General features: G+C 43.0%; 20 protein-coding genes. 9 read left to right on the forward strand and 11 right to left on the reverse strand.

Translation table 11 applies throughout. The annotated features are described in order from the left end of the window. Window positions 1-64: 64 nt before the first annotated feature. The 3 genes from rarD to uvrB form a co-directional block, all read right to left on the reverse strand. On the reverse strand, window positions 65-997 hold the full coding sequence (gene rarD / locus FTU19_RS06680) for an EamA family transporter RarD (protein ID WP_034702892.1): 933 nt from the start codon (window positions 995-997) through the stop codon (window positions 65-67). A gap of 173 nt (window positions 998-1170) precedes the next feature. Continuing rightward, the gene (locus FTU19_RS06685) at window positions 1171-1770 is read right to left on the reverse strand and encodes a lipocalin family protein (protein ID WP_179992245.1); all 600 of its coding nucleotides are present in this window, start codon (window positions 1768-1770) and stop codon (window positions 1171-1173) included. A 142-nt stretch (window positions 1771-1912) separates the two neighbouring features. Continuing rightward, window positions 1913-3934: an excinuclease ABC subunit UvrB gene (gene uvrB / locus FTU19_RS06690; RefSeq protein ID WP_034170047.1), complete on the reverse strand. Its 2022-nt coding sequence runs from the start codon at window positions 3932-3934 to the stop codon at window positions 1913-1915. Between the two features lie 577 nt (window positions 3935-4511). On the opposite strand from uvrB, the gene FTU19_RS06695 reads away from it, so the two are divergent. Then, the gene (locus FTU19_RS06695; RefSeq protein WP_034580895.1) at window positions 4512-5300 is read left to right on the forward strand and encodes a hypothetical protein; all 789 of its coding nucleotides are present in this window, start codon (window positions 4512-4514) and stop codon (window positions 5298-5300) included. A gap of 57 nt (window positions 5301-5357) precedes the next feature. Here FTU19_RS06695 and FTU19_RS06700 read toward each other — a convergent pair whose 3' ends face one another. Next, entirely contained in the window at window positions 5358-5537 is a 180-nt protein-coding gene (locus tag FTU19_RS06700) for a hypothetical protein (RefSeq protein ID WP_004782731.1), read from the reverse strand. Window positions 5538-5982: 445 nt separating this feature from the next. Between FTU19_RS06700 and FTU19_RS06705 the strand changes: the two genes are divergently transcribed. The 5 genes from FTU19_RS06705 to FTU19_RS06720 all read left to right on the forward strand — a co-directional run bounded on the left by FTU19_RS06705 (window position 5983) and on the right by FTU19_RS06720 (window position 10376). After that, a complete protein-coding gene (locus FTU19_RS06705) occupies window positions 5983-7077 on the forward strand; it encodes an OmpW family protein (protein ID WP_034702885.1) in 1095 nt (364 codons plus the stop codon). 181 nt (window positions 7078-7258) lie between these two features. Beyond that, entirely contained in the window at window positions 7259-8473 is a 1215-nt protein-coding gene (locus tag FTU19_RS06710; protein WP_180010823.1) for an MFS transporter, read from the forward strand. Then, the gene (locus FTU19_RS16310; RefSeq protein WP_257225437.1) at window positions 8466-8600 is read left to right on the forward strand and encodes a hypothetical protein; all 135 of its coding nucleotides are present in this window, start codon (window positions 8466-8468) and stop codon (window positions 8598-8600) included. Before FTU19_RS06710 ends, FTU19_RS16310 begins: the two co-directional genes overlap by 8 nt. A 185-nt stretch (window positions 8601-8785) precedes the next feature. Further along, complete coding sequence (locus FTU19_RS06715) at window positions 8786-9745, forward strand: TauD/TfdA family dioxygenase (RefSeq protein WP_180052558.1); 960 nt, start codon at window positions 8786-8788, stop codon at window positions 9743-9745. 301 nt (window positions 9746-10046) lie between these two features. Continuing rightward, window positions 10047-10376, forward strand: coding sequence for a four-helix bundle copper-binding protein (locus FTU19_RS06720; protein ID WP_004782738.1), 330 nt, complete (start codon window positions 10047-10049; stop codon window positions 10374-10376). 99 nt (window positions 10377-10475) lie between these two features. Here the strand turns inward: FTU19_RS06720 and sthA are convergent, their stop codons facing one another. Next, entirely contained in the window at window positions 10476-11891 is a 1416-nt protein-coding gene (sthA, locus tag FTU19_RS06725; protein ID WP_005234884.1) for a Si-specific NAD(P)(+) transhydrogenase, read from the reverse strand. Window positions 11892-12108: 217 nt separating this feature from the next. Between sthA and lipA the strand changes: the two genes are divergently transcribed. The 3 genes from lipA to FTU19_RS06740 all read left to right on the forward strand — a co-directional run bounded on the left by lipA (window position 12109) and on the right by FTU19_RS06740 (window position 16539). Continuing rightward, window positions 12109-13122 carry a lipoyl synthase gene (lipA, locus tag FTU19_RS06730; protein WP_004782741.1) on the forward strand — a complete coding sequence of 338 codons (1014 nt, stop codon included), beginning with the start codon at window positions 12109-12111 and terminating at the stop codon, window positions 13120-13122. Window positions 13123-13473: 351 nt separating this feature from the next. Continuing rightward, on the forward strand, window positions 13474-15978 hold the full coding sequence (locus FTU19_RS06735) for an acyl-CoA dehydrogenase (protein ID WP_180130491.1): 2505 nt from the start codon (window positions 13474-13476) through the stop codon (window positions 15976-15978). Window positions 15979-16146: 168 nt separating this feature from the next. Continuing rightward, window positions 16147-16539 (forward strand): carboxymuconolactone decarboxylase family protein, encoded by a 393-nt coding sequence (locus FTU19_RS06740; RefSeq protein WP_004782744.1) that lies wholly within the window; start codon window positions 16147-16149, stop codon window positions 16537-16539. 134 nt (window positions 16540-16673) lie between these two features. On the opposite strand, the gene FTU19_RS06745 is transcribed toward FTU19_RS06740, so the two are convergent. From FTU19_RS06745 to rutA, 6 genes are all read right to left on the reverse strand, one after another. Next, on the reverse strand, window positions 16674-17549 hold the full coding sequence (locus FTU19_RS06745) for an NAD(P)-dependent oxidoreductase (RefSeq protein ID WP_180130493.1): 876 nt from the start codon (window positions 17547-17549) through the stop codon (window positions 16674-16676). Between the two features lie 15 nt (window positions 17550-17564). Further along, complete coding sequence (gene rutG / locus FTU19_RS06750; protein ID WP_180130495.1) at window positions 17565-18926, reverse strand: pyrimidine utilization transport protein G; 1362 nt, start codon at window positions 18924-18926, stop codon at window positions 17565-17567. Between the two features lie 33 nt (window positions 18927-18959). Then, the gene (gene rutF / locus FTU19_RS06755; protein ID WP_373683632.1) at window positions 18960-19475 is read right to left on the reverse strand and encodes an NADH-dependent FMN reductase RutF; all 516 of its coding nucleotides are present in this window, start codon (window positions 19473-19475) and stop codon (window positions 18960-18962) included. Window positions 19476-19620: 145 nt separating this feature from the next. Then, a complete protein-coding gene (gene rutC / locus FTU19_RS06760) occupies window positions 19621-20001 on the reverse strand; it encodes a pyrimidine utilization protein C (protein ID WP_004646493.1) in 381 nt (126 codons plus the stop codon). 33 nt (window positions 20002-20034) lie between these two features. Beyond that, window positions 20035-20796: a pyrimidine utilization protein B gene (gene rutB, locus FTU19_RS06765; protein WP_180052554.1), complete on the reverse strand. Its 762-nt coding sequence runs from the start codon at window positions 20794-20796 to the stop codon at window positions 20035-20037. After that, the gene (gene rutA / locus FTU19_RS06770; RefSeq protein ID WP_004646490.1) at window positions 20793-21899 is read right to left on the reverse strand and encodes a pyrimidine utilization protein A; all 1107 of its coding nucleotides are present in this window, start codon (window positions 21897-21899) and stop codon (window positions 20793-20795) included. Before rutA ends, rutB begins: the two co-directional genes overlap by 4 nt. Window positions 21900-21964 lie beyond the last annotated feature (65 nt).

Below are 21964 nucleotides of genomic sequence, written 5' to 3' on the forward strand. Positions count from 1 at the left end.
ATCATCTATTCCCTGTAAAAACCAGATTTTTGTTAAATGTTGTTTATTCAGCCAAATTTATCATTCAAGAATCTAAACGTTTCTGATAACGCTCTAAATTTTGTGCTAGTGTCAGGCGTCTTTTTCGTTGTTCAATAATGTGTAGTATACCTTCAATTACCAACAATACGACGGCCAGCCAGATCGGAAGATAGGTCAGCCATTCGCCGGCTTCAACCCGCTCCCCTAATGCCATAGACGCAAAAGCCAAAAGTACTGGCTCCAGATAGCTCAGCAGACCAAAAATTACGAAAGGCAGATAACGGCTTGCCAGAATATAACTACCTAAGCCTAAAGCACTTAAGAAGCCCAAACCCAACACTGCCAAGATGAGATGAGGGAAACTGACCATAAGCTTGAGAGAATCGCTATGTACAAAGCCCAGATAGAAAGCCACTGGCAGAATCAGACACAAGTCCCACCAGAATCCACCCAAGTGATCCGTACCAAAGCGACGGCGCAGGAAGAAATACAGTGGATAAGCCAAAGCCACATAGACCGTTTCCCAGGCGATCGAACCGATTCGCCAGATTTCATGTCCCACACCTAATATGGCCAGTGCGACTGCTGCCATCTGCCAGCGCGATAGTTTTTCCTTATAAAGCACACATCCGACCAGCACCATGACTAAGGGCAACAGGAAATATCCTAGGGATACCTGTAAACCGCGGCCATTAATTGGTCCCCATAAAAAGAGCCACAACTGTGTCGTACATAACAGGGAACTGATGATCAACCAGAGCAGAAAAGCAGGTTGTTTGAGAATGCGTTTTAAAATTTGAGTGATATGGCTGAGGTCACCTGACCACCACATGAACGCAGTCAAAAATGGAATGGTCGCCAACATCCGCCAGGCAAAGGTCTGTTCACTGTCTAAAGGCTGCAAAAATGGCGTGAATATATAAAGAACACCAAATACTACTGATGCCAATACCGATAATGCAATGCCTTTATACATGCTTCAAACCCAAGATCATTCCAGCGCATTATAACGATTAGTCTAAAATAAAGCTTGAAGATTCATCTGCCCAAAGGCCAAAGGTAATTAAGGCAAAATACATAATTTAAAAAAGAGAAGGATTAAAAAAACCATGCCGAAGCATGGTTTTTATAAATAACCCGAGTGGCCTTTTATTTTCTTGCCTGTTGGGTCTGTTTAGTATGAATTACATCACTCAAATCATAACCCACAGATTGCGCATATTGCAGGTATTCATTCACCACATTCTGATCCAGTTGAGGATCACGTGACAATACCCACATATATTTACGTTTAGGCTCGCCGACCAGTACGGTTTGATAATTATCGTCCAGTTTTAATACCCAATAATCGCCACGGCCCACTGGTAACCAGCGAATAAACTCTGGTAAGAAACTTACCTTAAGCTTGGTGTTATAAGGTGCATTCTGAATGTATGCCTCACCTACGGATTGAGTCACCTGACCATTTTTCTGGATACAGCGGTTATCTACATTAACGTTACCATTTTCATTTAATGTATACGTCGCCGTAACGTCACGATCACACTTGTTCTGGAATGTAAGTGGCTTACGAGCCACTTCATACCAGGTGCCCAAATAACGGTCCAGTTCAACTTTCTCTACAGTGGGTAAAGAATCGTTCTTGGCATAAGCCATGGTTGCAGCCCCGAGTCCAAGTAGAACTGCACTACCCACTGCAATTTTTGCAAGTTTCAATCCCGCATGAGGGAGATTATTTTTAGTTGTCATACGATACCTATTTGATCAGGACAAAATTTTCAACATGAATATTTCGTACTTACAATAGCGGCATCCGCAGACATATTTTGTAGCATTATGTTAGGTTTGTGATTGATTTTACGTAATTTAAATCTGTAATTTACACACAGACCTAACTTAACATCTGCGCTTTTAAACGTAAAATTTCATCCCGTATACGTGCAGCCTGCTCAAACTGTAGTTCTTTTGAAGCCTTGAGCATTTCTTTTTCCAGTTTATTGATATGCTTCGCGAACATCTTTGGATCGGCCATGATATGGCGTTCATCTGCACTAATTGCACGGGCCTGATCGGAAGCTTTCAGCTCAATAGTTTCATCATCCAGCACTTCGCCCGTATCAATTTCCTTAATCACCTGACGCACTGCACTACGTGGTGTAATGCCATGCTCTTCATTAAACTGGATCTGTTTGGCACGACGGCGTTCAGTTTCATCAATGGCTTTTTGCATAGAATCGGTAATGCGATCCGCATACAAAATCGCTTTACCTTTCAAGTTACGCGCAGCACGACCAATAGTCTGGATCAATGAACGTTCTGAACGCAGGAAACCTTCTTTATCCGCATCCAGAATAGCAACCAGTGAAACTTCTGGCATATCCAGACCTTCACGCAGCAGGTTAATGCCGACCAGCACATCATGCACACCGGTACGCAGCTCATGAATAATTTTCACACGCTCTACGGTATCAATATCGGAGTGTAAATAGGCGACCTTGATTCCATATTCTTTTAAATAGGACGTCAGGTCTTCTGCCATACGCTTGGTCAATGTCGTTACTAGCACACGTTCATTCATTTCCTTACGGATATTGATTTCAGACAATACATCATCGACCTGCGTCAAGACTGGACGGATTTCAATTTCCGGATCAATCAGACCGGTTGGACGAACCACCTGCTCGACTACCTGTTCAGATTTTTCCAGTTCATATCGTGCAGGTGTGGCACTGACGTACACGGTCGTCGGTACAATACGTTCCCATTCCTCAAATTTCATTGGACGGTTATCCAGTGCACTTGGCAAGCGGAAACCGTAATTCACTAGATTTTCTTTACGGGAACGGTCACCTTTGTACATGGCTCCAATTTGTGGAACAGTCACGTGCGATTCATCGATAATCAGCAAGGCATCATCGGGTACATAATCAAAAAGCGTCGGCGGTGCTTCGCCTGCCGGACGACCCGATAAATGACGTGAATAGTTTTCGATACCGTTGGTATAACCGAGCTGCTGCATCATTTCCAGATCATAACGGGTACGCTGCTCGATCCGCTGAGCTTCCAGCAACTTGTCATTTTCACGGAAAAAGACCAGACGTTCTTTTAATTCATCTCGAATGGTTTCAATCGCGCGAGCCAAATTGTCTTTCGGTGTTACATAGTGACTTTTAGGATAGATCGTGACACGCGGCACTTTACGGATCATTTTCCCGGTTAAAGGATCAAACCAGCGAATGGAGTCGACTTCATCATCAAACAGCTCAATCCGGATGGCATCCTGATCCGATTCGGCTGGGAAAATATCAATGATCTCACCACGAATACGATAGGTACCGCGCAGGAATTCCAGTTCATTACGCGAATACTGCATTTCAACCAGACGGCGAATAATATCATCACGTCCAATACGGTCGCCTTCGACCACATGCAGCAACATGCTCATATAGGCATTCGGATCACCCAGACCGTAAATCGCAGACACAGAAGCAACAATAATCGCGTCGCGACGTTCTAAAAGTGCACGCGTTGCTGAAAGACGCATCTGGTCAATGTGGTCATTAATTGCCGCATCTTTCTCGATAAAGGTATCTGAAGATGGCACATAGGCTTCTGGCTGATAGTAGTCATAATAACTGACGAAATATTCAACCGCATTATTCGGGAAAAATGCTTTAAATTCACCGTAGAGCTGTGCAGCCAGCGTTTTGTTATGGGCCATGACAATAGTCGGACGCTGGGTACGGGCGATGACATTGGCCATAGTATAGGTTTTACCTGAACCGGTAACCCCCAGCAAAAGCTGATCGTGATAGCCTTTTTCTATACCCTTGACCAGCTTTTCAATGGCCTGTGGCTGATCGCCAGCAGGTTGATAATTGGTCACCAGTTCAAAGGGTTGTTTATCACTCATAGCTTTAATCATTTCACTGCGGATATCGACTCAATTTATTATGGGGGTAAAACTGAATTACTCAATCCCTATCCAGGTTTCTGTTTGGTAAAATAAAACAGTATCATTGTCATTATTTTATAGTGCTTTACTTTACTTAGATTTAATGAATAAGGTACAGATCAATCCAAATCAATTTTGAATTATGCAACAATCAATATAAAATTGAGATCTTTAAAAATTATAAAAAATTGGCAGGATAATGAAAGATAAAGAGTATCGTGAAATCGTGACTAAGAATCAGTTTCGCTATATGGGCACAATCATATTTTGTTTGGGCCTTTTCTATTTAGTTAGCGTTATTTACTTTCTTATTCAAAAACACTTTTTTTAAAACTCACCCATGAGTATCACTTGTGCAAAAGAATAAATTAAGCATTTTCAGACAACAACTTTATTTAGGTTTACTCGGTATGCTGTTTTGGATCATGGGTGGAATATTGTCCTATCTGTTTGGCTAGTCCTGCATAATAATACCTTGACCCTTATTCAATTCAAAGGCAACATGAAGCTAATCAGGACATCGAATAAAAAAGCCATGACTTACCATTATCACGATGAAAGTATTGTTAAATCTCTGCCAGAAAATACGGTATTTGTTTTCGGAAGCAACTTGGCTGGACAACATGCCGGAGGAGCAGCCAGAACAGCTTATGAGCATTTTGGGGCGGTCATGGGGGTTGGTCGTGGCTGGGCAGGTCAAAGTTATGCCATTCCGACTATGAATGAGCATTTGCAACAGATGCCTCTCTCACAAATCCAGCACTATATTGATGACTTCAAGATTTACACCAAGAACCATCCTAAAATTAAATATTTTATTACTTCGGTCGGTTGTGGCATTGCTGGTTATAAAGTCGAAGAGATCGCTCCAATGTTCAAAGGCATTTCTCACAATGTCATTTTTCCGCAATCTTTCCGGCCTTTTGTAGAAAAAGCGCTTCCGAAAATTACGTCGCAATTCCTGCATACCATCTTTCGGGATTCGGTGATTTTTACTCCGGCAACAGATGAGCTGATTGATGTTCTGGCACTGACCGACAATGAAAAGAGTCTGGCCAAGATTCTGCTTAACACTCAGATTTATCCGGTCGACAGCAATGGCCGTGATCGTGTATTTGAGATTGAAGATATTCTGCATAACCTGAATGGCAAGATTTTTGATTTCCAGAATAATTCTGAAGGTTCCATGCTGTTTGGTGCTGTGATTTTGGCACTTCTGGAACTTTATAATATCAATGAAAAAGACTTTATTGATGTCTGGAAAGGTGATCGTGAGATTGCCCCACCAAAACCTGAAAATAAAGCACGTAAAACAGTTCGCTAAGGTAGCTCCCAAATTTTACTCATAAAAAAGCCATGAACTTCATGGCTTTTTTATTTTTTAACGTTTGCCCATTGAACGGCGTGTACCACGAGGTGGCATCCAAGTCCGGTCGGCATAACGCTGCGGTTTAGGTCGTAGATCTTCCAGAACCTCATCTGAAGCAGATTGTTCTGCTTGTTTTAATGGAAACGGTAAATTAACCAAGGGCTTTTTCTTGGGAGAATTTTGGGAGCTCATGCGCAATACTCAATAATTTATGCGGCTATTGTACAAAAAAACTCTATCTGCTGTGTACCACCGGTTGGCTAAATTTATTCAAGCTTTTTCTAGTAGGTTTTGAGCAGAAAATTTTCTGATTTCTTGTACAAATCACGTCCAGGATAGAAAGCTTAAATCATTATTTAAAACTTAGATTAATGAGAAAAATGTTACCCACTTATTATTCTATTATCTCAATAAAATTGAAAATTTTATAAAAATTAACATCCTATTTATCTTCACTATTCATAATAATTTTTACATAAATATATATTTTATTAATACAATTTATACAAATTTTGGAATTTTTTACTTCCTGTTAACTTTTCACTACTCGTTCTGTAACTGTGTAAATTGGTGAGATTTAACTAAATTGTTCAATAGAAAAACAAATAACTAGCACGGACAAGGAGTCCTCTGAACAATGAAGACAATCATGGTATGCATGGCAGGTCTAGCCACATTACCCCTGCTTGCACATGCAGAATCCCCATATTTCAGCCTACAGGATGGCGATGGCTTTAAGCGATTTTCCGTTTCAGTCGGTGCACTGCATGTCATGCCACAAGGAAAAGCACAACCATTTGCGGTAAATACAGCAGTTCAAGATGGTGAAACGGCTAAAGTTGGTGACATCTCGATCGCTGCAGTCAAAGGCAATCTTGATCCTGCTATGGAGTCGAATCTTTCAACCGGCTTCATTAACCTCATCGATGGCTTAGGCGGAAAAACTTTATCTGGCAATTTAAGTGGCAGTGCAGAGATTTATGGCCTGGAAAGCTGGAATAATGCTGGAACAGGTCTGGAAGCTGATGATGTCACTACACTCGGGATCATGACCAACTATTTCTTTACCGACAATGTCTCACTGGAAATAAAAGCCGGCATTCCTCCCAAAGTCGACTTGCAAGGTAAAGGCAAGATTTATGCACCATTCTCTGCAATGGCAACGCCAAGTATTGATTTAATTCCTCAAATACCGGGTGGCATTGATTTACCGAGTATTGACTTAAAAAATGACATCCCGATTACGGATCTGGAAGCATATGGACCGGCAGCATCTGCACGTGCCTGGACCCCGGCTTTTGAATTTCAGTACCATTTTGGCAAAACAGGTGTCAATAAATTCCGTCCTTATGTCGGGCTTGGACTCATGTATGCCTATTTTAATGAACTGGAAATCAATTCAAGTACTGAACAAGACCTGATTAAAGCCGGTCATATGATTGCCAACATTAAGGAAGGCAAAGCTGGCGCTTCTCTAGATGGGATAGAAAGTAGTGCTAATCCAAAAGTAGATCTGGAAGCGTCTGATGCCTTTGCTCCTGTCGCGACTGTCGGCTTTACTTATGACTTTAATGATACCTGGTTCGCGGTAGGTTCTGTATCTTATGCTCATCTGAAAAATGACACCACGATTACGGTAACAGATGCAAATCTAGGTGAACTGATTCGCTCCAAAGCCGATATTGAAGTCAATCCAATTCTGGCCTATGCCGGATTCGGGATGCGTTTCTAATCAATTAATTCTTTCATTAAAAAAACTGAATACTTCAGGACAATGGCTACGGCCGTTGTTCTGTTTTCTGACGTTCTATGCAGCTATAAAAAAAATTTATCGTTTGATTAATTTTTATTTTATCGCCTCTCTAGGTTGAATCGAATACTATACCTATCAACTTTATATGCATGAATGACTTATGGCTGACAGTCAATTTTCCAGAACCCTGATTTGTATGCTGATTGGCGCTGCCATTATTCTGGCTTTATCTTTGGGGATTCGTCATGCATTTGGCCTGTATCTGGTGCCAATGAGTGAAGAATTTGGCTGGGGTCATAATGTCTTTAGTTTAGCCATTGCCATGCAGAACCTGATCTGGGGTGCTGTTCAGCCCATTACTGGTGCCTTCGCTGATAAATATGGCAGCAAGATTGTCGTTGCCATTGGCGGTGCTTTATATGCGCTTGGCCTGTTATTGATGGCTGTCAGTTCAACCGGATTATTATTGAATCTCAGCGTCGGACTGATTTTAGGTCTGGCCTTATCTGCCACCTCTTTCCCGGTTTTATTATCTGCGGTTGGACGAGCTGCACCACCTGAAAAACGTAGTCTGGCGATGGGGATTGCCAGTGCAGCGGGTTCCTTTGGCCAGTTTATTATGCTGCCTTCAACATTATTACTTTTACAAAATGTCGGCTGGTCAGCAGCACTTGTCGTTAGCTCAATTTTAATCGCTTTGATTGTACCTTTGGCCTGGATGTTAAAAGCCCCGATGTATGTCGATCCGAATGCGACTCCTACACCGAATAAAGTTTCACTCAGCTTTAAAGAGATTTTAGTGGTAGTCAAAAACCATAAGCCATTCTGGTTTCTGGCGATGGGCTTTTTTGTCTGTGGCTTTCAGGTGGTCTTTATCGGGATTCACCTGCCGGGTTATCTGATTGATCATGGGTTCAATGCTACAACTGGCACCATTTTCCTGGCACTAGTGGGCCTGTTTAATGTTGTCGGTACCTATACGGCTGGCTGGCTCGGTGGAAAATATTCCAAACCACGTCTGCTAATGGGCTTATACGGTCTGCGCGGGCTTGCAATTATCGCCTTTCTGATGCTGCCTTTAAGCACCTGGACGGTCTATGCGTTTGGTGTCATCATGGGATTATTATGGCTTTCTACCGTACCACTGACCAACGGTATTGTTGCCAATATGTTTGGCGTGAAATATCTGACCATGCTCAGCGGGATTGTATTCTTTACCCATCAGGTCGGTTCATTCTTTGGCGGCTGGCTCGGCGGTGTAAACCATGACATGAGTGGCAATTATAATGCGGTATGGATGCTGTCGATTGCCTTAAGTATTTTTGGTGTACTGGTGCACTTATGGGTAAATGAGGAGCAAATCGTACATGACTGATTCCACCTTTCTGCTCAAGCTTTCCATTGCGATAACAATGGTACTTCTCCTCGCTATTTCTCTATTGCTCTGGAGCCAGACTCCAGAACTGTTTGAGTACTTTAATCAGGCTTTTTGCGCACACTGATTGTCAAATATTTGACATTTTTCAGCAGCTTTAGGACTTTGTTTTGCCATTTTAATTAAAAGATATTAAATCAATCATTTAGATATTTTTATTCGGTTTTTCATAAGTTTAGCACTTCTTATGATTTTATTTTTATTCTGGATTTTTTTAGATTTTCTGCAACAAGAAAATTCAGAGACTTTCCAATGACAAGCTTAACCCAACTTTCACAAGCCATTCACGATGCACCACGCTGGCATCAGCAAGATCAGTTTCAGAATAATGATGAAATCAAAATTGTCCCGCAGGCAGATCAAGCCCTAGGCGCAGTGGTTTATGGTCTAGATGCCCGCAAAGCCCAATCTGGCGAAACCATCCTGCGTCTGAAGCAAGCTCTGGCTGAACATTTAATCCTGATCTTTAAGAATCAAAGTCTGGATGATCTACAGTATCTGGCATTTGCCACCTATTTCGGTTCGATTTTCCGTCCAGATGCCGACACGCCAGTGCTGGCTTCTAAAACAGATACGGGCACTCCACCTGATGTCGTACCAGTTTCCAATGCAGTCGGTCAAGGGGATTACACCGGTCATGGTGAACTTGCACCGCATGCCGATCACCAGTGGACACCGTTACCTTCTTTTGGCTCTTTACTCTATGCCATTGAACTGCCAAAAGACGGTGGCCAGACGTCCTGGATCAATACCATCAAGGCTTATGAAGCCTTAGATGAAAAAACCAAAGCAAAAATCGATCAATTACAGCTCATTACCTATAATCCATTTGTACGCTTCCAGAGCAATAAAGGTGGTAATGCGTATGCGGGAAATATGCCAAAATATCGCTTTAAAGATCAGCCAATTTTAGGTCATGCCTATCCGCACCCACTGGTACGCACCCATCCTGAATCTGGCCGTAAAGCACTTTGGTTAAATACCCATACTGAAGTTGAATTAGTGAATTATGACGATCAGGCAGGTAGTGAACTGATTGCAAAATTACGTGAGCATGTCTTAAAACCTGAATTCGCTTATGAGCACCATTGGGAAGCAGGCGATATCGTGTTCTGGGACAATCAGGTTACTCTACATTCACGCCGTCCTTTCCCTGCTGATCAGCGCCGTTTATTAAAACGTATCAGCCTGGCAGGTAGTCGTCCATTTTAATCACCATAAAAATATAATAAAGAGAAAGGTCATTTAAGCCTTCGACAATAACGACTCATCATGTAGATTTTCCGCCATTGAGGAATGACCGCCTCAATGGTTTTATTTTTAAATTTTTAGTCATCCTATTTTGGGAATATCAGGATAGAGGTTTTAAATTAAATTTTTTAAAAATACAGCTTTTAACAAAATCGGCAATTGGATTACTTTTTCTCACTCAAACTGCCTAGTGTATTTTTCCTTTTCTGCTTAGCGTATTAAAAAAACAAGCCATTGCTATAGCTGCAAAAAGGAGAAGAAAATGAACGAGATTCAGTTTTCAGATTGTGTTCGTGCATGTATGACCTGCTCTCTGGCCTGTACCAACTGTGCCAGTGCCTGCCTGAAAGAAGAACATTTAGAAATGATGCGGGAATGTATCCAGCGCTGTCTGGACTGTGCTGATCTGTGTCAGCTCTGCGCCCGCATGCAACAAAAGCAATCTCCATTTATCAAAGAGATTTGCGAGCTATGCGCTAAAGCTTGCGATTATTGTGTAGAAGAATGTGGCCATCATGAGGATGATCATTGCCAGCAATGTGCCGAAGCTTGCCGTCGCTGTGCTGAAGAATGCCGCAAAATGGCAGCCTAATTTCCAGCATTACTGACAAGATTGAATTTTTTCAATCTGGAAAATAAAAAACCCGCAAGCCAAACCTGCGGGTTTTTGATCTAACCTGAATAAATCAAATTAGAATAAACGGTTCATACCATTCAAGGTTGCCACACGATAGGCTTCTGCCATCGTTGGATAATTGAATGTGGTTTCCACAAAATACTTGATCGTATTGTTCGGGCTGTTCATGACTGCCTGACCAATGTGGATAATTTCTGAAGCATTGTTACCGAAGCAGTGAACACCCAGAACTTCCAGCGTATCGCGATGGAACAGGATTTTTAATTCACCAACCGTATCACCGGTAATCTGTGCACGTGCCAGATGACGGAAAGATGCCTGCCCCACTTCATACGGAATTTTTTCTTCAGTCAACTGCTGCTCAGTTTTACCGATTGAAGAGATTTCCGGAATGGTATAAATACCAGTCGGAATATCAGTCACGGGTGCAACGTCTTGTTCACCGCTCATGTTGGCACCTGCACAACGACCTTGGTCATAGGCAGCAGAAGCCAGTGATGGCCAGCCAATCACGTCACCTGCAGCATAGATATTTTCAACTTCAGTCTGATACTGCTCATTCACGGTTAATTGACCACGACTGTTTGGTTTCAGACCAATATTTTCAAGGCCTAAACCATCAGTATTCCCTGAACGTCCGTTACACCACAGAATAGCATCAGCTTTAATTTTCTTGCCGCTTTGTGTATGTAGAACCACATAATCATCAGAAGTTTCAAGGAAGTCGATCTGTTCATTATGACGGATCAATACACCCTGTTCACGTAAGTGATAAGACAACGCATCAGAGATTTCATCATCTAAATAGCTGAGCAGTTTTGGTTGAGTATTGATCAGGTCAACCTTATGTCCCAGACCAATAAAGATCGATGCATATTCACAGCCAATCACACCTGCACCATAAATAATGATTTTTTGGATTGAGAAATCCAGATCCAGAATTTTATCTGAATCAAATACACGTGGATGATTGAAATCAAGAATTTCTGGGCGGTATGGACGTGAACCGGTCGCAATCACCAGTTGCTGGAACATAATGGTTTCTTTTATGCCATCTGGTGTAAATACAAAGATCGTATTTTCGTCTTGAATATAAGCACGACCATGATAGATATCAATCTTGTTACGGTCATAAAAACGTGAGTGAGTATCCACCTGCTGCTGAATCACTTTATGTGCATTGCGCAGTACCTGTTTCATGGTGAATTGTTTCCATTCACCTACTTTTTGAAACATTGGATCACGTTGATAACGGATAATGCTGGATACCGTTTGACGCAATGCCTTACTTGGAATCGTACCTACGTGAGTACAGTTACCACCCAGCTGTTCACGCATATCCACAATTGCAACACGCTTACCCGATTTGGCAAGTTTCATTGCCGCGCCTTCGCCCGCAGGGCCTGAACCTAGAACTACCGCATCGTACTTAACGAAAGTCCCACTAACGACCTCTTTTTTACGTGGCATTCAACGCTCCTTAAAATTAAAAAATTTTGCTTTAATCTACGCTATATTATGACGTAATTGCTGCCAATTTGGTGTATTTAACTTACATATATTGTGTGATAAGAACATTTTTTAAATGAATAATCCTTTTCGCCCTATTTCACCCGAGTTTCGTTATAATTAAAAAAGTGTTAACTTTGATTTATCTCCCTCCTTCAAAACAGTGGAAAAGTTATATATGTCTGAAAACCGTAAACCTGAACAGGGTATCAAACTTCGCGGCGCAGAAAAGGTCGCCCGTATTCCTGTAAAAGTTGTTCCTACGGTTGAAACGCCACGTAAGCCGGACTGGATCCGTGTGAAAATGGCCGCTCCCGAGGAAGTTCAGCGTATTAAAACTACACTTCGTCAGCAAAAACTGCATACCGTATGTGAAGAAGCGGCCTGTCCGAACCTGCCTGAATGTTTTGGTGGGGGTACAGCAACCTTTATGATTATGGGTGATATTTGCACGCGTCGCTGTCCATTTTGCGATGTGGCACATGGTCGTCCAAATGCACTTGATCCAGACGAGCCGCGTCATATGGCAGAAACGATTGCCAACCTGGGTCTGAAATATGCAGTCATCACTTCAGTAGACCGTGATGACCTGCTGGATGGCGGTGCACAGCATTTTGTGGACTGTATTAAAGAAGCTCGTGCTTTGAGTCCAAAGACTTTGCTGGAAATTCTGGTACCTGATTTCCGTGGTCGTATGGACATTGCCCTGCGCATCATGACTGAATGTCCGCCAGACGTGTTTAACCACAACATCGAAACTGTGCCACGTCTGTATAAAGCCATGCGTCCAGGTTCTGATTATCAGCACTCTTTAAATCTGTTGAAAATGTTTAAAGATTATTGCCCAGAAATTCCAACCAAATGTGGTTTGATGGTCGGTATTGGTGAAACTGAAGAAGAAGTTCTCGCTCTGTTAGACGACCTGAAAGCACATGACGTAGATTATGTAACGATTGGTCAGTATCTACAGCCATCTAAACAGCATGCGCCAATCGACCGTTTTGTAACGCCAGAAGAATTCGAACGTTATGCAGAACATGGCCGTAAGCTTGGCTTTAAGAATATCTGGTCAGCACCGATGGTACGTTCAAGTTACTTTGCGGATCGTCAATACTACGGCGAACCGGTTCCAGAAGTACGCCGTAAAGTGGATCCAGCGAAGAAAATCGCTGTACAGGCGATTGAAGCTTAAAATGACTTAGATCAAAGCCCTCTCAAGTAGAGGGCTTTTTTATGCCTAACTAAATTTATATTTGTTCACTTTTTAATTATTTTAACTACCCTCTCTTGGAGATTAAGTTATTACTTATCTTCACATTTCTTTGCGTGTTCTCACTTGAAGACTGCGCATTTTTCAAACAATCTCAAAAACAGATAAAACACTTCAATATATCGTTGAAATATTTAATAACGATCGTTCTCACAAGAACAATTGTGAATTTGCCAGTTGCTTAAGCGATGTAAAAAAATTGATCAAGTCTTAAGAAAACACCTTAGGGAGATCGGCAGCATCACAATTGTATGACCCTGGAGAAATATAACAATGCTATTTATTTTCGCCGTACTTCTTCTCATTGCCAGTTTATGGGCGATTTTCTTTTTTCAACTCTCCCGTACCACTGGTGCAATTACCCTGATTGTCATGTCAGTGGTTTGTGCCTTTATCAGTCCTTGGTCACTGATTCTGGGTATTCCCCTGATCCTGATCAGTCTGGTCGTCATGATCGAACCTTTGCGTATGTCTTTCATTTCCAGGCCAGCCTATAAGGCATTAGCGGATGCCATGCCGAGCATTAGCCCGACAGAACGTGAGGCTCTTGATTCCGGCACCAGCTGGTGGGAAAAAGAGCTCTTTATGGGGGCGCCGAACTGGGAAACCTTTAATAGCTATCCCTATCCAAAACTTTCCGTTGAGGAACAGGCATTCTTGGATAACGAGGTCGAAACGCTGTGTAGCATGTTGGATGAATGGGAAATTCATGAGAAGAAAATGCTGCCTGAACATATCTGGCAATATATTAAAGATAACGGTTTCTTGGGACTAATCATTCCCAAAGAATACGGCGGTCGTGCCTTTAGTTCCTTTGCTCAAAGCCGGGTGATGAGCAAAATTTCTTCACGCTCTCTCACTGCTGCTGTGAGCTGTATGGTGCCTAACTCACTTGGGCCGGGTGAGTTGTTACTACATTATGGTACCGATGAACAAAAAGATCGTTATTTACCCGGTCTGGCCAAAGGTGAAGAAATCCCATGTTTTGGTCTGACCAGTCCTGAAGCCGGTTCAGATGCCGGTGCGATTCCAGATACCGGTGTGGTCTGCTATGGACAGTTTGAAGGTCAGGAAGTCTTGGGACTGAGAATGAATTTCTCCAAACGCTGGATTACTCTAGCACCAATTGCCACCGTGGTTGGTCTGGCTTTTAAAATGTATGACCCTGATCATTTACTCGGTGATAAAACGGATTATGGGATTACTTGTGCCTTGCTACCGGCCAATCATGAAGGGGTAAAAGTCGGTCCACGTCATAATCCTGGCTCCCCTTTTATGAATGGTACTGTTGAAGGTAAGGATGTATTTATTCCTTTAGACTGGATCATTGGTGGCGTGAAAAATGCCGGTAAAGGCTGGCGTATGCTGATGGAATGTCTAGCGGTTGGTCGTGGTATCTCCCTACCGGCTTTGTCTACCTCCAGTGCTGAAATGACTTATCTGAATGTCAGTGCATTTTCTCGAATCCGTCAGCAATTCAAGATTTCGGTGGGTAAATTTGAAGGCGTACAGGAAGCCAATAGCGAAATTGCCAGTGATGCCTATATGCTGGAAGCTTTCCGTTATTTAGTGACTTGTGGTCTGAACCAAGGTGGTAAACCGGCAGTCATGACGGCAATTGCTAAATACTATGCCACTGAGACCATGCGTAAAATTGTCAATCACGGTATGGATGTCGTGGGTGGCCGTGCGATTCAAATGGGACCTCGTAACTTCCTGGCTCTCAACTATCAGGCCATTCCAGTATCGATTACAGTCGAAGGCGCCAATATTCTCAGCCGTTCATTGATGATCTTTGGTCAAGGCTCGATGCGTTGCCATCCTTATTTGTATGAAGAATTACAGCTTCTGCAAGCTGAAGACCCAAAAGCCGCTCTGAATCCATTCGATATTATGTTGTTTAAACATCTGGGTTATACCTTTAACCGGACTGCCCGCTCTTTTGCCTATGCTTTTAGCAGGGGTTCAAGTGCTGCGCCACAAAGTGCGGTTGATTTTACCCGTCCCTATTACAAGATTATCAACCGGCTCAGTGCCAACTTTGCCCTGACTGCAGATATGTGTCTGGGTTTACTTGCCGGTGATATTAAACGCAAGGAAATGCTTTCTGGCCGTCTGGCTGATATTCATGCCCATCTGTTTATTGCGACAGCAATCCTGAAATTCTTTGAACATAGCAAAAAAACTGAAGCTGAACGTCTGCATGCACAATTGGCAATTGAGAAATCTTTATATACGGCTCAGGAAGCGTTTTATGACCTGTTTGCAAATTTCCCGGTGGGTGTTGCTGCTGGCATGGTCAAACTTATCTGTTTCCCATTTGGCCGACCTGTCGCGAAGCCATCTGACCGACTTAAACAGGAAGTCGCAAATGTCATGATGGAAGATAACGCTTTCCGGAAAGTACTGAAAAAGCATGTTTTCTATAGTACAGCAGAAGATGATGTGAATGGCCGCATGGAATCAACCTTCACCATGTTATTGGAGATTGAGCAGCTTTGGGATCGCTTTAAGAAAGCCGAAAACAAAGGTCAATTTAAAGGACTTAGTTTTGCTGATCATGTGGCTGATGCTCATGAACAAGGCTTTATTAATGAGGAAGAAGCCAATAAGTTACTGCACTATAATGCGCGTCGCTATGACAGCATGTTGACCGATGTCTTCGATCTGCATTTACAGGAAGTATTGGAACTTGAAAATCCTCATATTTCGAAAGCAGATGCAACAGGTACTGATACTTCAGTTCAAAGTGCACCTTCACATTCAACCAGTCCTTAGATAGATCTCTTATCTAAATCGGATCTTGCTTTCCAAAGTGAGGTTATTTCCTGATTTCACTTTGGAATATCACAAGTGGCTATTCAGCCACTTTTTTACGACTATTGCACGATGGTATTTAAGATATTAAACGTTAAGCTAGACCCATAATAAAATTGAGGGTCAATGATGTCACAACAAGATTATGAAAATGGATTGAAAGTCCGTACTGAAGTGATGGGTGCAAGTTTTGTAAAACGTGCTCAGGACAATACGGTTCCTTTTACTCAGCCTTTGCAGGACTGGATTAATGAACATGCCTGGGGCTCAACCTGGCAACGTGAAGGGATTTTACCACGTAAATACCGTTCTTTAATTACCATTGCTTTTCTTACAGCGCAAAAAAGCCCAACTGAATTGAAAGGCCATGTTCGTGGCGCTTTGAATAATGGTGCAACAGTTGAAGAAATTCAGGAAGTGCTACTGCATAGCCTGCCTTACTGCGGTGCCCCTGCTACTCAGGAAGCCTTCCGTGCAGCGCTTGAAGTGATTCAGGAATATCAAGCAAATCAGCAGAATTAAGATTTACTTAGGCTATTGAGCTGCCTAATGAATAAATAAAGCCGGGAATTAAAATTCCCGGCTTTTTAAATTTTAAACTGATATATCTATAGCTATAACGTCTTTAAGACTGTCTTTAATATTGTTTGAAAAGATTATCCTCTTAATTCAATTTGAGTCCGCTGTTCCAGTCCTTGCACCGCAGCGGAGAAATCCAGCTGACTGGCCTGTGGTTTGGCAATCTGCTGAAACTCTTGCTGAACCAAAGACATTACTGATAAATCCAGTTGTTGTTGCTGTACCAGCTCCAAAGCAATGCCAATATCTTTCTGTAACAGATCCAGTGCAAAAGTCTTGTGAAACTCACGGTTCAGTACACGCTGCGCCATGATATTTTCCGACATGCTGCTTTTACCGCTGGAATGATTAATACAGTTCAGTGCGCTACTTAAATCAACGCCCTGTCCTTTCAGCACAGTCAGCCCTTCAGCCAATGCCCATAAATGAGTCGCCATTAGGGTATTATTCACGGCTTTCACCGCAAAGCCCGAACCACTTTCTCCTACATATTCAATCAAGCCTGCAAAGGCTTCAATAATCGGTTTGACTTGTTCAAAGGCTTGTTCATTACCTCCGACCATCACAGTTAAAGTACCGCGTTCTGCTCCAATGGTTTGGCCAGAAACCGGTGCATCCAGATAAAAACTGCTTTGTTGCTCCAAGAGCTTCGCCAGTTTCTGTGCTGATTCCGGTACACCACTGGTACAGTCAATCCAGATTGCACCTTGTTTGGGTGGATGAGCTGCAATTAATGCTTCTACATCCTGACTGGTCGGTAAACAGGAAAAGATAAAATCTGCCTGAACCGCCTGCTCAATACTCACCGCCTGTGTTGCAAAAGTTTCGGCATGCGCTACAGCTTTCTGTTTAGTACGGTTCCAGACCAAAACCTGATGTCCGAGTTTTGGCAAATGTGAGGCCATATGCCAGCCCATTGCCCCGAGTCCTAAAAATGCAATTGTATGACTCAAAAAATGCTCCTCATTTTAAACGACTGGCTTAGCCTCAACTTCGGTTACAGTTTCAGCTGGTTCAGATGCTGGTAATTCTTTATCTTCACCACGGTTCAGGAATAGATTCAATAGAATTGCGGCTAAGGTTGCGGTACCAATACCACCCAGATCAAAACCACCGATCTGCAAGCTATAGTTCCCTGTACCCATGATCAGACACACGGCACCAATAATCAGCGTACTGTTCTTGGTGAAATCAACACGGTTATCTACCCAGATTTTTGCACCAGCCACCGTAATCAGACCAAAGACCACAATCGATGCACCACCTAATAAAGCCACTGGAATGGTACTGATCACTGCACCAAATTTAGGTGAAAGTCCGAGTAAAATCGCGAAGATACCCGCGAAGACAAATACCGTGGTTGCATAAACCTTGGTGACTGCCATCACACCGATATTTTCAGCATAAGTGGTCATCCCCGTACCACCGACAGAAGCTGACAATGAAGTACACACCCCATCAGCAAAGAAACCACGGCCCATATATGGCGACAGGTTTTTACCAGTCATCGCAGATACAGCTTTAAAGTGCCCCAGATTTTCTGCCACTAAAATAATCGCTACTGGTGCAATCATCAGCATGGCATTCATTTCAAAGACCGGGCTCTGGAAATTCGGCAAACCAAACCATGCTGCTTCACTGACCTTGGTAAAATCAATCGCAGGTCCGAAGCCCATCACGTTGGTGAAAAGAAAGTAAATCAGGTAGGAAGATAATAAGCCCAACAACAATAACAGACGGCGTACCATTCCTCGGGTAAATACTGCAATCACACTGATACAGATAATGGTGATTAATGCCATCCACGAATCAAACTGATTCGCTGAAACACTCTTAATCGCGACGGGTGCCAGATTCAAACCGATGATCATCACGATCACGCCTGTCACTACTGGCGGCATCAGTTTTTCAATCCAGTTGGTGCCAGTTTTCATCACCAGCAGACCAATCAAGGCATAAACAATACCGCAAGCAATCGTACCGCCAAGGGCTAATCCTATATTTGGATTGGCTCCAACCCCTGAATAACCCGTCACTGCTCCGACCGCACCAATAAAGGCAAAGCTTGATCCCAGATAACTAGGCAATCGACCGCCCGTGATCAGGAAAAATAAAATGGTCCCAATCCCAGTAATGAAAATCGTGAGATTGGGATCAAACCCCATTAATAAGGGTGCCAGCACAGTTGCGCCAAACATGGCAAACACATGCTGCAACCCGAGAATAATACTTTTTCCAGCAGGCAGATATTCATCTGTTTGCACGGGTGTGGTATCGAGATTGCCTTGGTAAGGCTTAAATTTTGGAAACCACGTTTCTTTTTCTTGCATCGGCTTCCCCTCCTTGATTAGGATTGAATTGAATTAGCACATTTTGTGTGGCTCACAGTAAGAACGGTTGAAGTACATCAGCGCATTGCCTTGACTCTGGCACATCGCTTTCACCTCACAGAACAGCACGTCATGACTGCCTACGGATAAACATTGGACCACCTCGCAGTCAAAACTGACTAAGGCATCCTCAAGTACAGGTGACTGGGTCACCAAAGTTTTCCAGTTCCCCTGACTGAAACGCTCTGCCATTGGTGTTTTTCCACCAAACAGATTGGAAAGATGTTGTTGATGTGATGCCAGGGTATTCACACACAACACCTGATTCTTTTTAAAGGTTTCATAAACTGAAGCAGAACGGTTCAGACACACCAGCAACGTTGGTGGTGTATCCGTCACGCTACATACGGCTGAGGCAGTAAATCCTGCCTGTCCTGCCTCACCTTGCGTGGTAATGACATTGACTGCAGCCCCGAGATTGGACATGCCTTGACGGAAAATCTGCTGATCAACTTGGGTAAAGATGTCATCTGATGCGTTAGTCGCCAAAACCTTATTTAATGCGTTATTTTCTGCAACTGTTTCTGTGATGATTTTAGATAGTTTGGCATTCATGCTGTTCTCCCGCCCCCAAGTCAATATTCAGTTTCAGACCTGGGGCATCTAGTAATGAGATTGAATCAGGTAGATCGACTTATACATGGGCAATCGAAGCAATTTCGACCAGCGCATCAGGTTTGACTAAACCTGTCTGTACGCAATACCGTGCCGGCTTATCTCCCGGGAAATACTCTGCATAAACTGCATTAATCGCAGCATAATCTGCCCAGTCTTTGACAAAGACATGGTTAAAGGTCACGTCATCCATACTGCCGCCTGCTTCCTCAATCACACGCTTGATAGTTTCCAGAATATGACGGGTCTGTGCTGCGGCATCACCGACATGCACCACATTATTATTTTCATCAAAAGCTAATGTACCGGATACATACACGATATTGTCTGCCTTGGTTGCCGGTACATACGGTGCTAATGGTTTCGATGTTCCTGCTGGAATAATGATTTCTTTAGGCATACTATTTTTTCCTTAATTCTGTTCTTTAATTCTTTATGCGCTTACAGCTAATTTAGTTTCTTTTAGTGACTCACTTTCTTTTTGAAAGGTCTCGACAAAATTTTTGGTATCTGATACCCAGCCAAAGAAAGTCTTGATGTTATACAGACTGACTTCATGCGCTTCGACTGGACCGGCCTGATGGCAGGCATCAGCAAGTGCGACACCGAAATACTCCAGGAAGAAGCCATCACGTAGCGTCGACTCCACACACACGTTGGTGGCAATCCCGACAAAGACCAGATTGCGAATACCTCGGACACGTAACATGCTGTCCAGCGCAGTATTAAAGAAACCGCTATAACGTGGCTTTTCGATCACCAGGTCTTGTGGCAGTGGCTTTAACTCATCAATCAGCTCAAAATCCCAGCCACCTTTTGCTAACAATTGCCCCTGTAATTCAGGACGTTTACGCATGGTCTTTAAGGCATTGGATTTATGGAAATTTGGAGAGTCCTTACCACCCGCTTCCTTATATTCTGCATCCCAGCCATTTTTGAAATAAATCACCTGAATACCGGCTGCATGTGCGGCATCAACGACCTTTTTAATATTTTCAACCACGGGCTTGGTTTTCGAGACATCAAAGCCCGCCAGATCCAGATAGCCACCCTGAGAGGTATAGGCATTTTGCATATCAATCACAATCAAGGCTGTCTGTTCTGGTGCAAGACAAATCGCTTCGGGTTCCGCTTTAAGCGTTTTTCCTGTGCCGAGTTTTTCCGTAAAACCGGCTGTGACGACTGATTCACTCATGCGCTTTTCTCCAAAACTGGCGCTTCATCTTCAATGACAATATGATCACGGCATTTCATTAGCGGCTGGATTTTTTGACCAAAGTCTTCAACCCCTTGAATAAAATCATCAAAAGTTAGTAGTACGCCTTCCGTACCTTTGATCTCACCAATTTCATCCAACATTCGTGCCACATTTTCATAAGAACCCACCAGCGTACCCATATTGATGTTGACTGGAGATACGCTAGAAGCCATTTGACGGATATTGGTGTCTGCACCGGAAGTGGTATCTTTACCGCCTTGATTCATCAGCCAGTTAATCGCTTCCATATCAGCACCATCGTTATAGTGCTGCCATTTGGCTTGCGCTTCTTCATCAGTTTCTGCAGCAATCACCATAAACAGCACATAAGTCTGTACATCACGGCCAGTCACATCTGTTTTTTCTTTGAGGCGGTCATTAATTTCTGCATAAGCTGTTGGAGTATTCAGGCCTTTACCAAACACGAAGTTATAGTCAGCATATTGTGCAGAAAACTCTAAACCTGCATCAGATTGACCTGCACAGATAATCTTCATGTCGGCTTGTGGACGTGGGCTAACACGGCAATCTTCCATCTGGAAATGTTCGCCTTTAAAGTCTGATTTACCAGTCGCCCAAAGTTCACGCAGAATTTGTACATATTCAGACAGATATTCATAGCGTTTGCCAAAATAGTCATTACCTGGCCACATACCCATTTGGGTATATTCAGGTGGCTGCCAGCCAGTTACGACATTCAGACCAAAACGGCCATTTGAAATCGAATCAATGGTTGATGCCATGCGCGCGACAATTGCAGGTGGCATCACCAGAGTTGCGGCAGTTGCGAAAATTTTAATTTTGCTGGTGACAGCCGCAAGACCTGCCATCAGGGTAAACGTTTCCAGGTTATGTTCCCAGAATTCAGTCTTGCCGCCAAAGCCACGCAGCTTGATCATGGAAAGTGCGAAATCGAAACCATAGTGCTCAGCGCGCTGTACGATTTGTTTATTTAACTCAAAAGTCGGCATGTACTGCGGTGCATTTTCAGAGAGTAACCAGCCATTATTTCCGATTGGACAGAAGACACCTATTTTCATTTTCACACCTCATTATTTTTAACACTTATTCAAAATTCTGATTCCACTTCGGGAATTTTATTTAC

The sequence above is a fragment of the Acinetobacter sp. YH12072 genome, assembly GCF_013419565.1.
In the GTDB taxonomy this organism is placed as follows: domain Bacteria; phylum Pseudomonadota; class Gammaproteobacteria; order Pseudomonadales; family Moraxellaceae; genus Acinetobacter.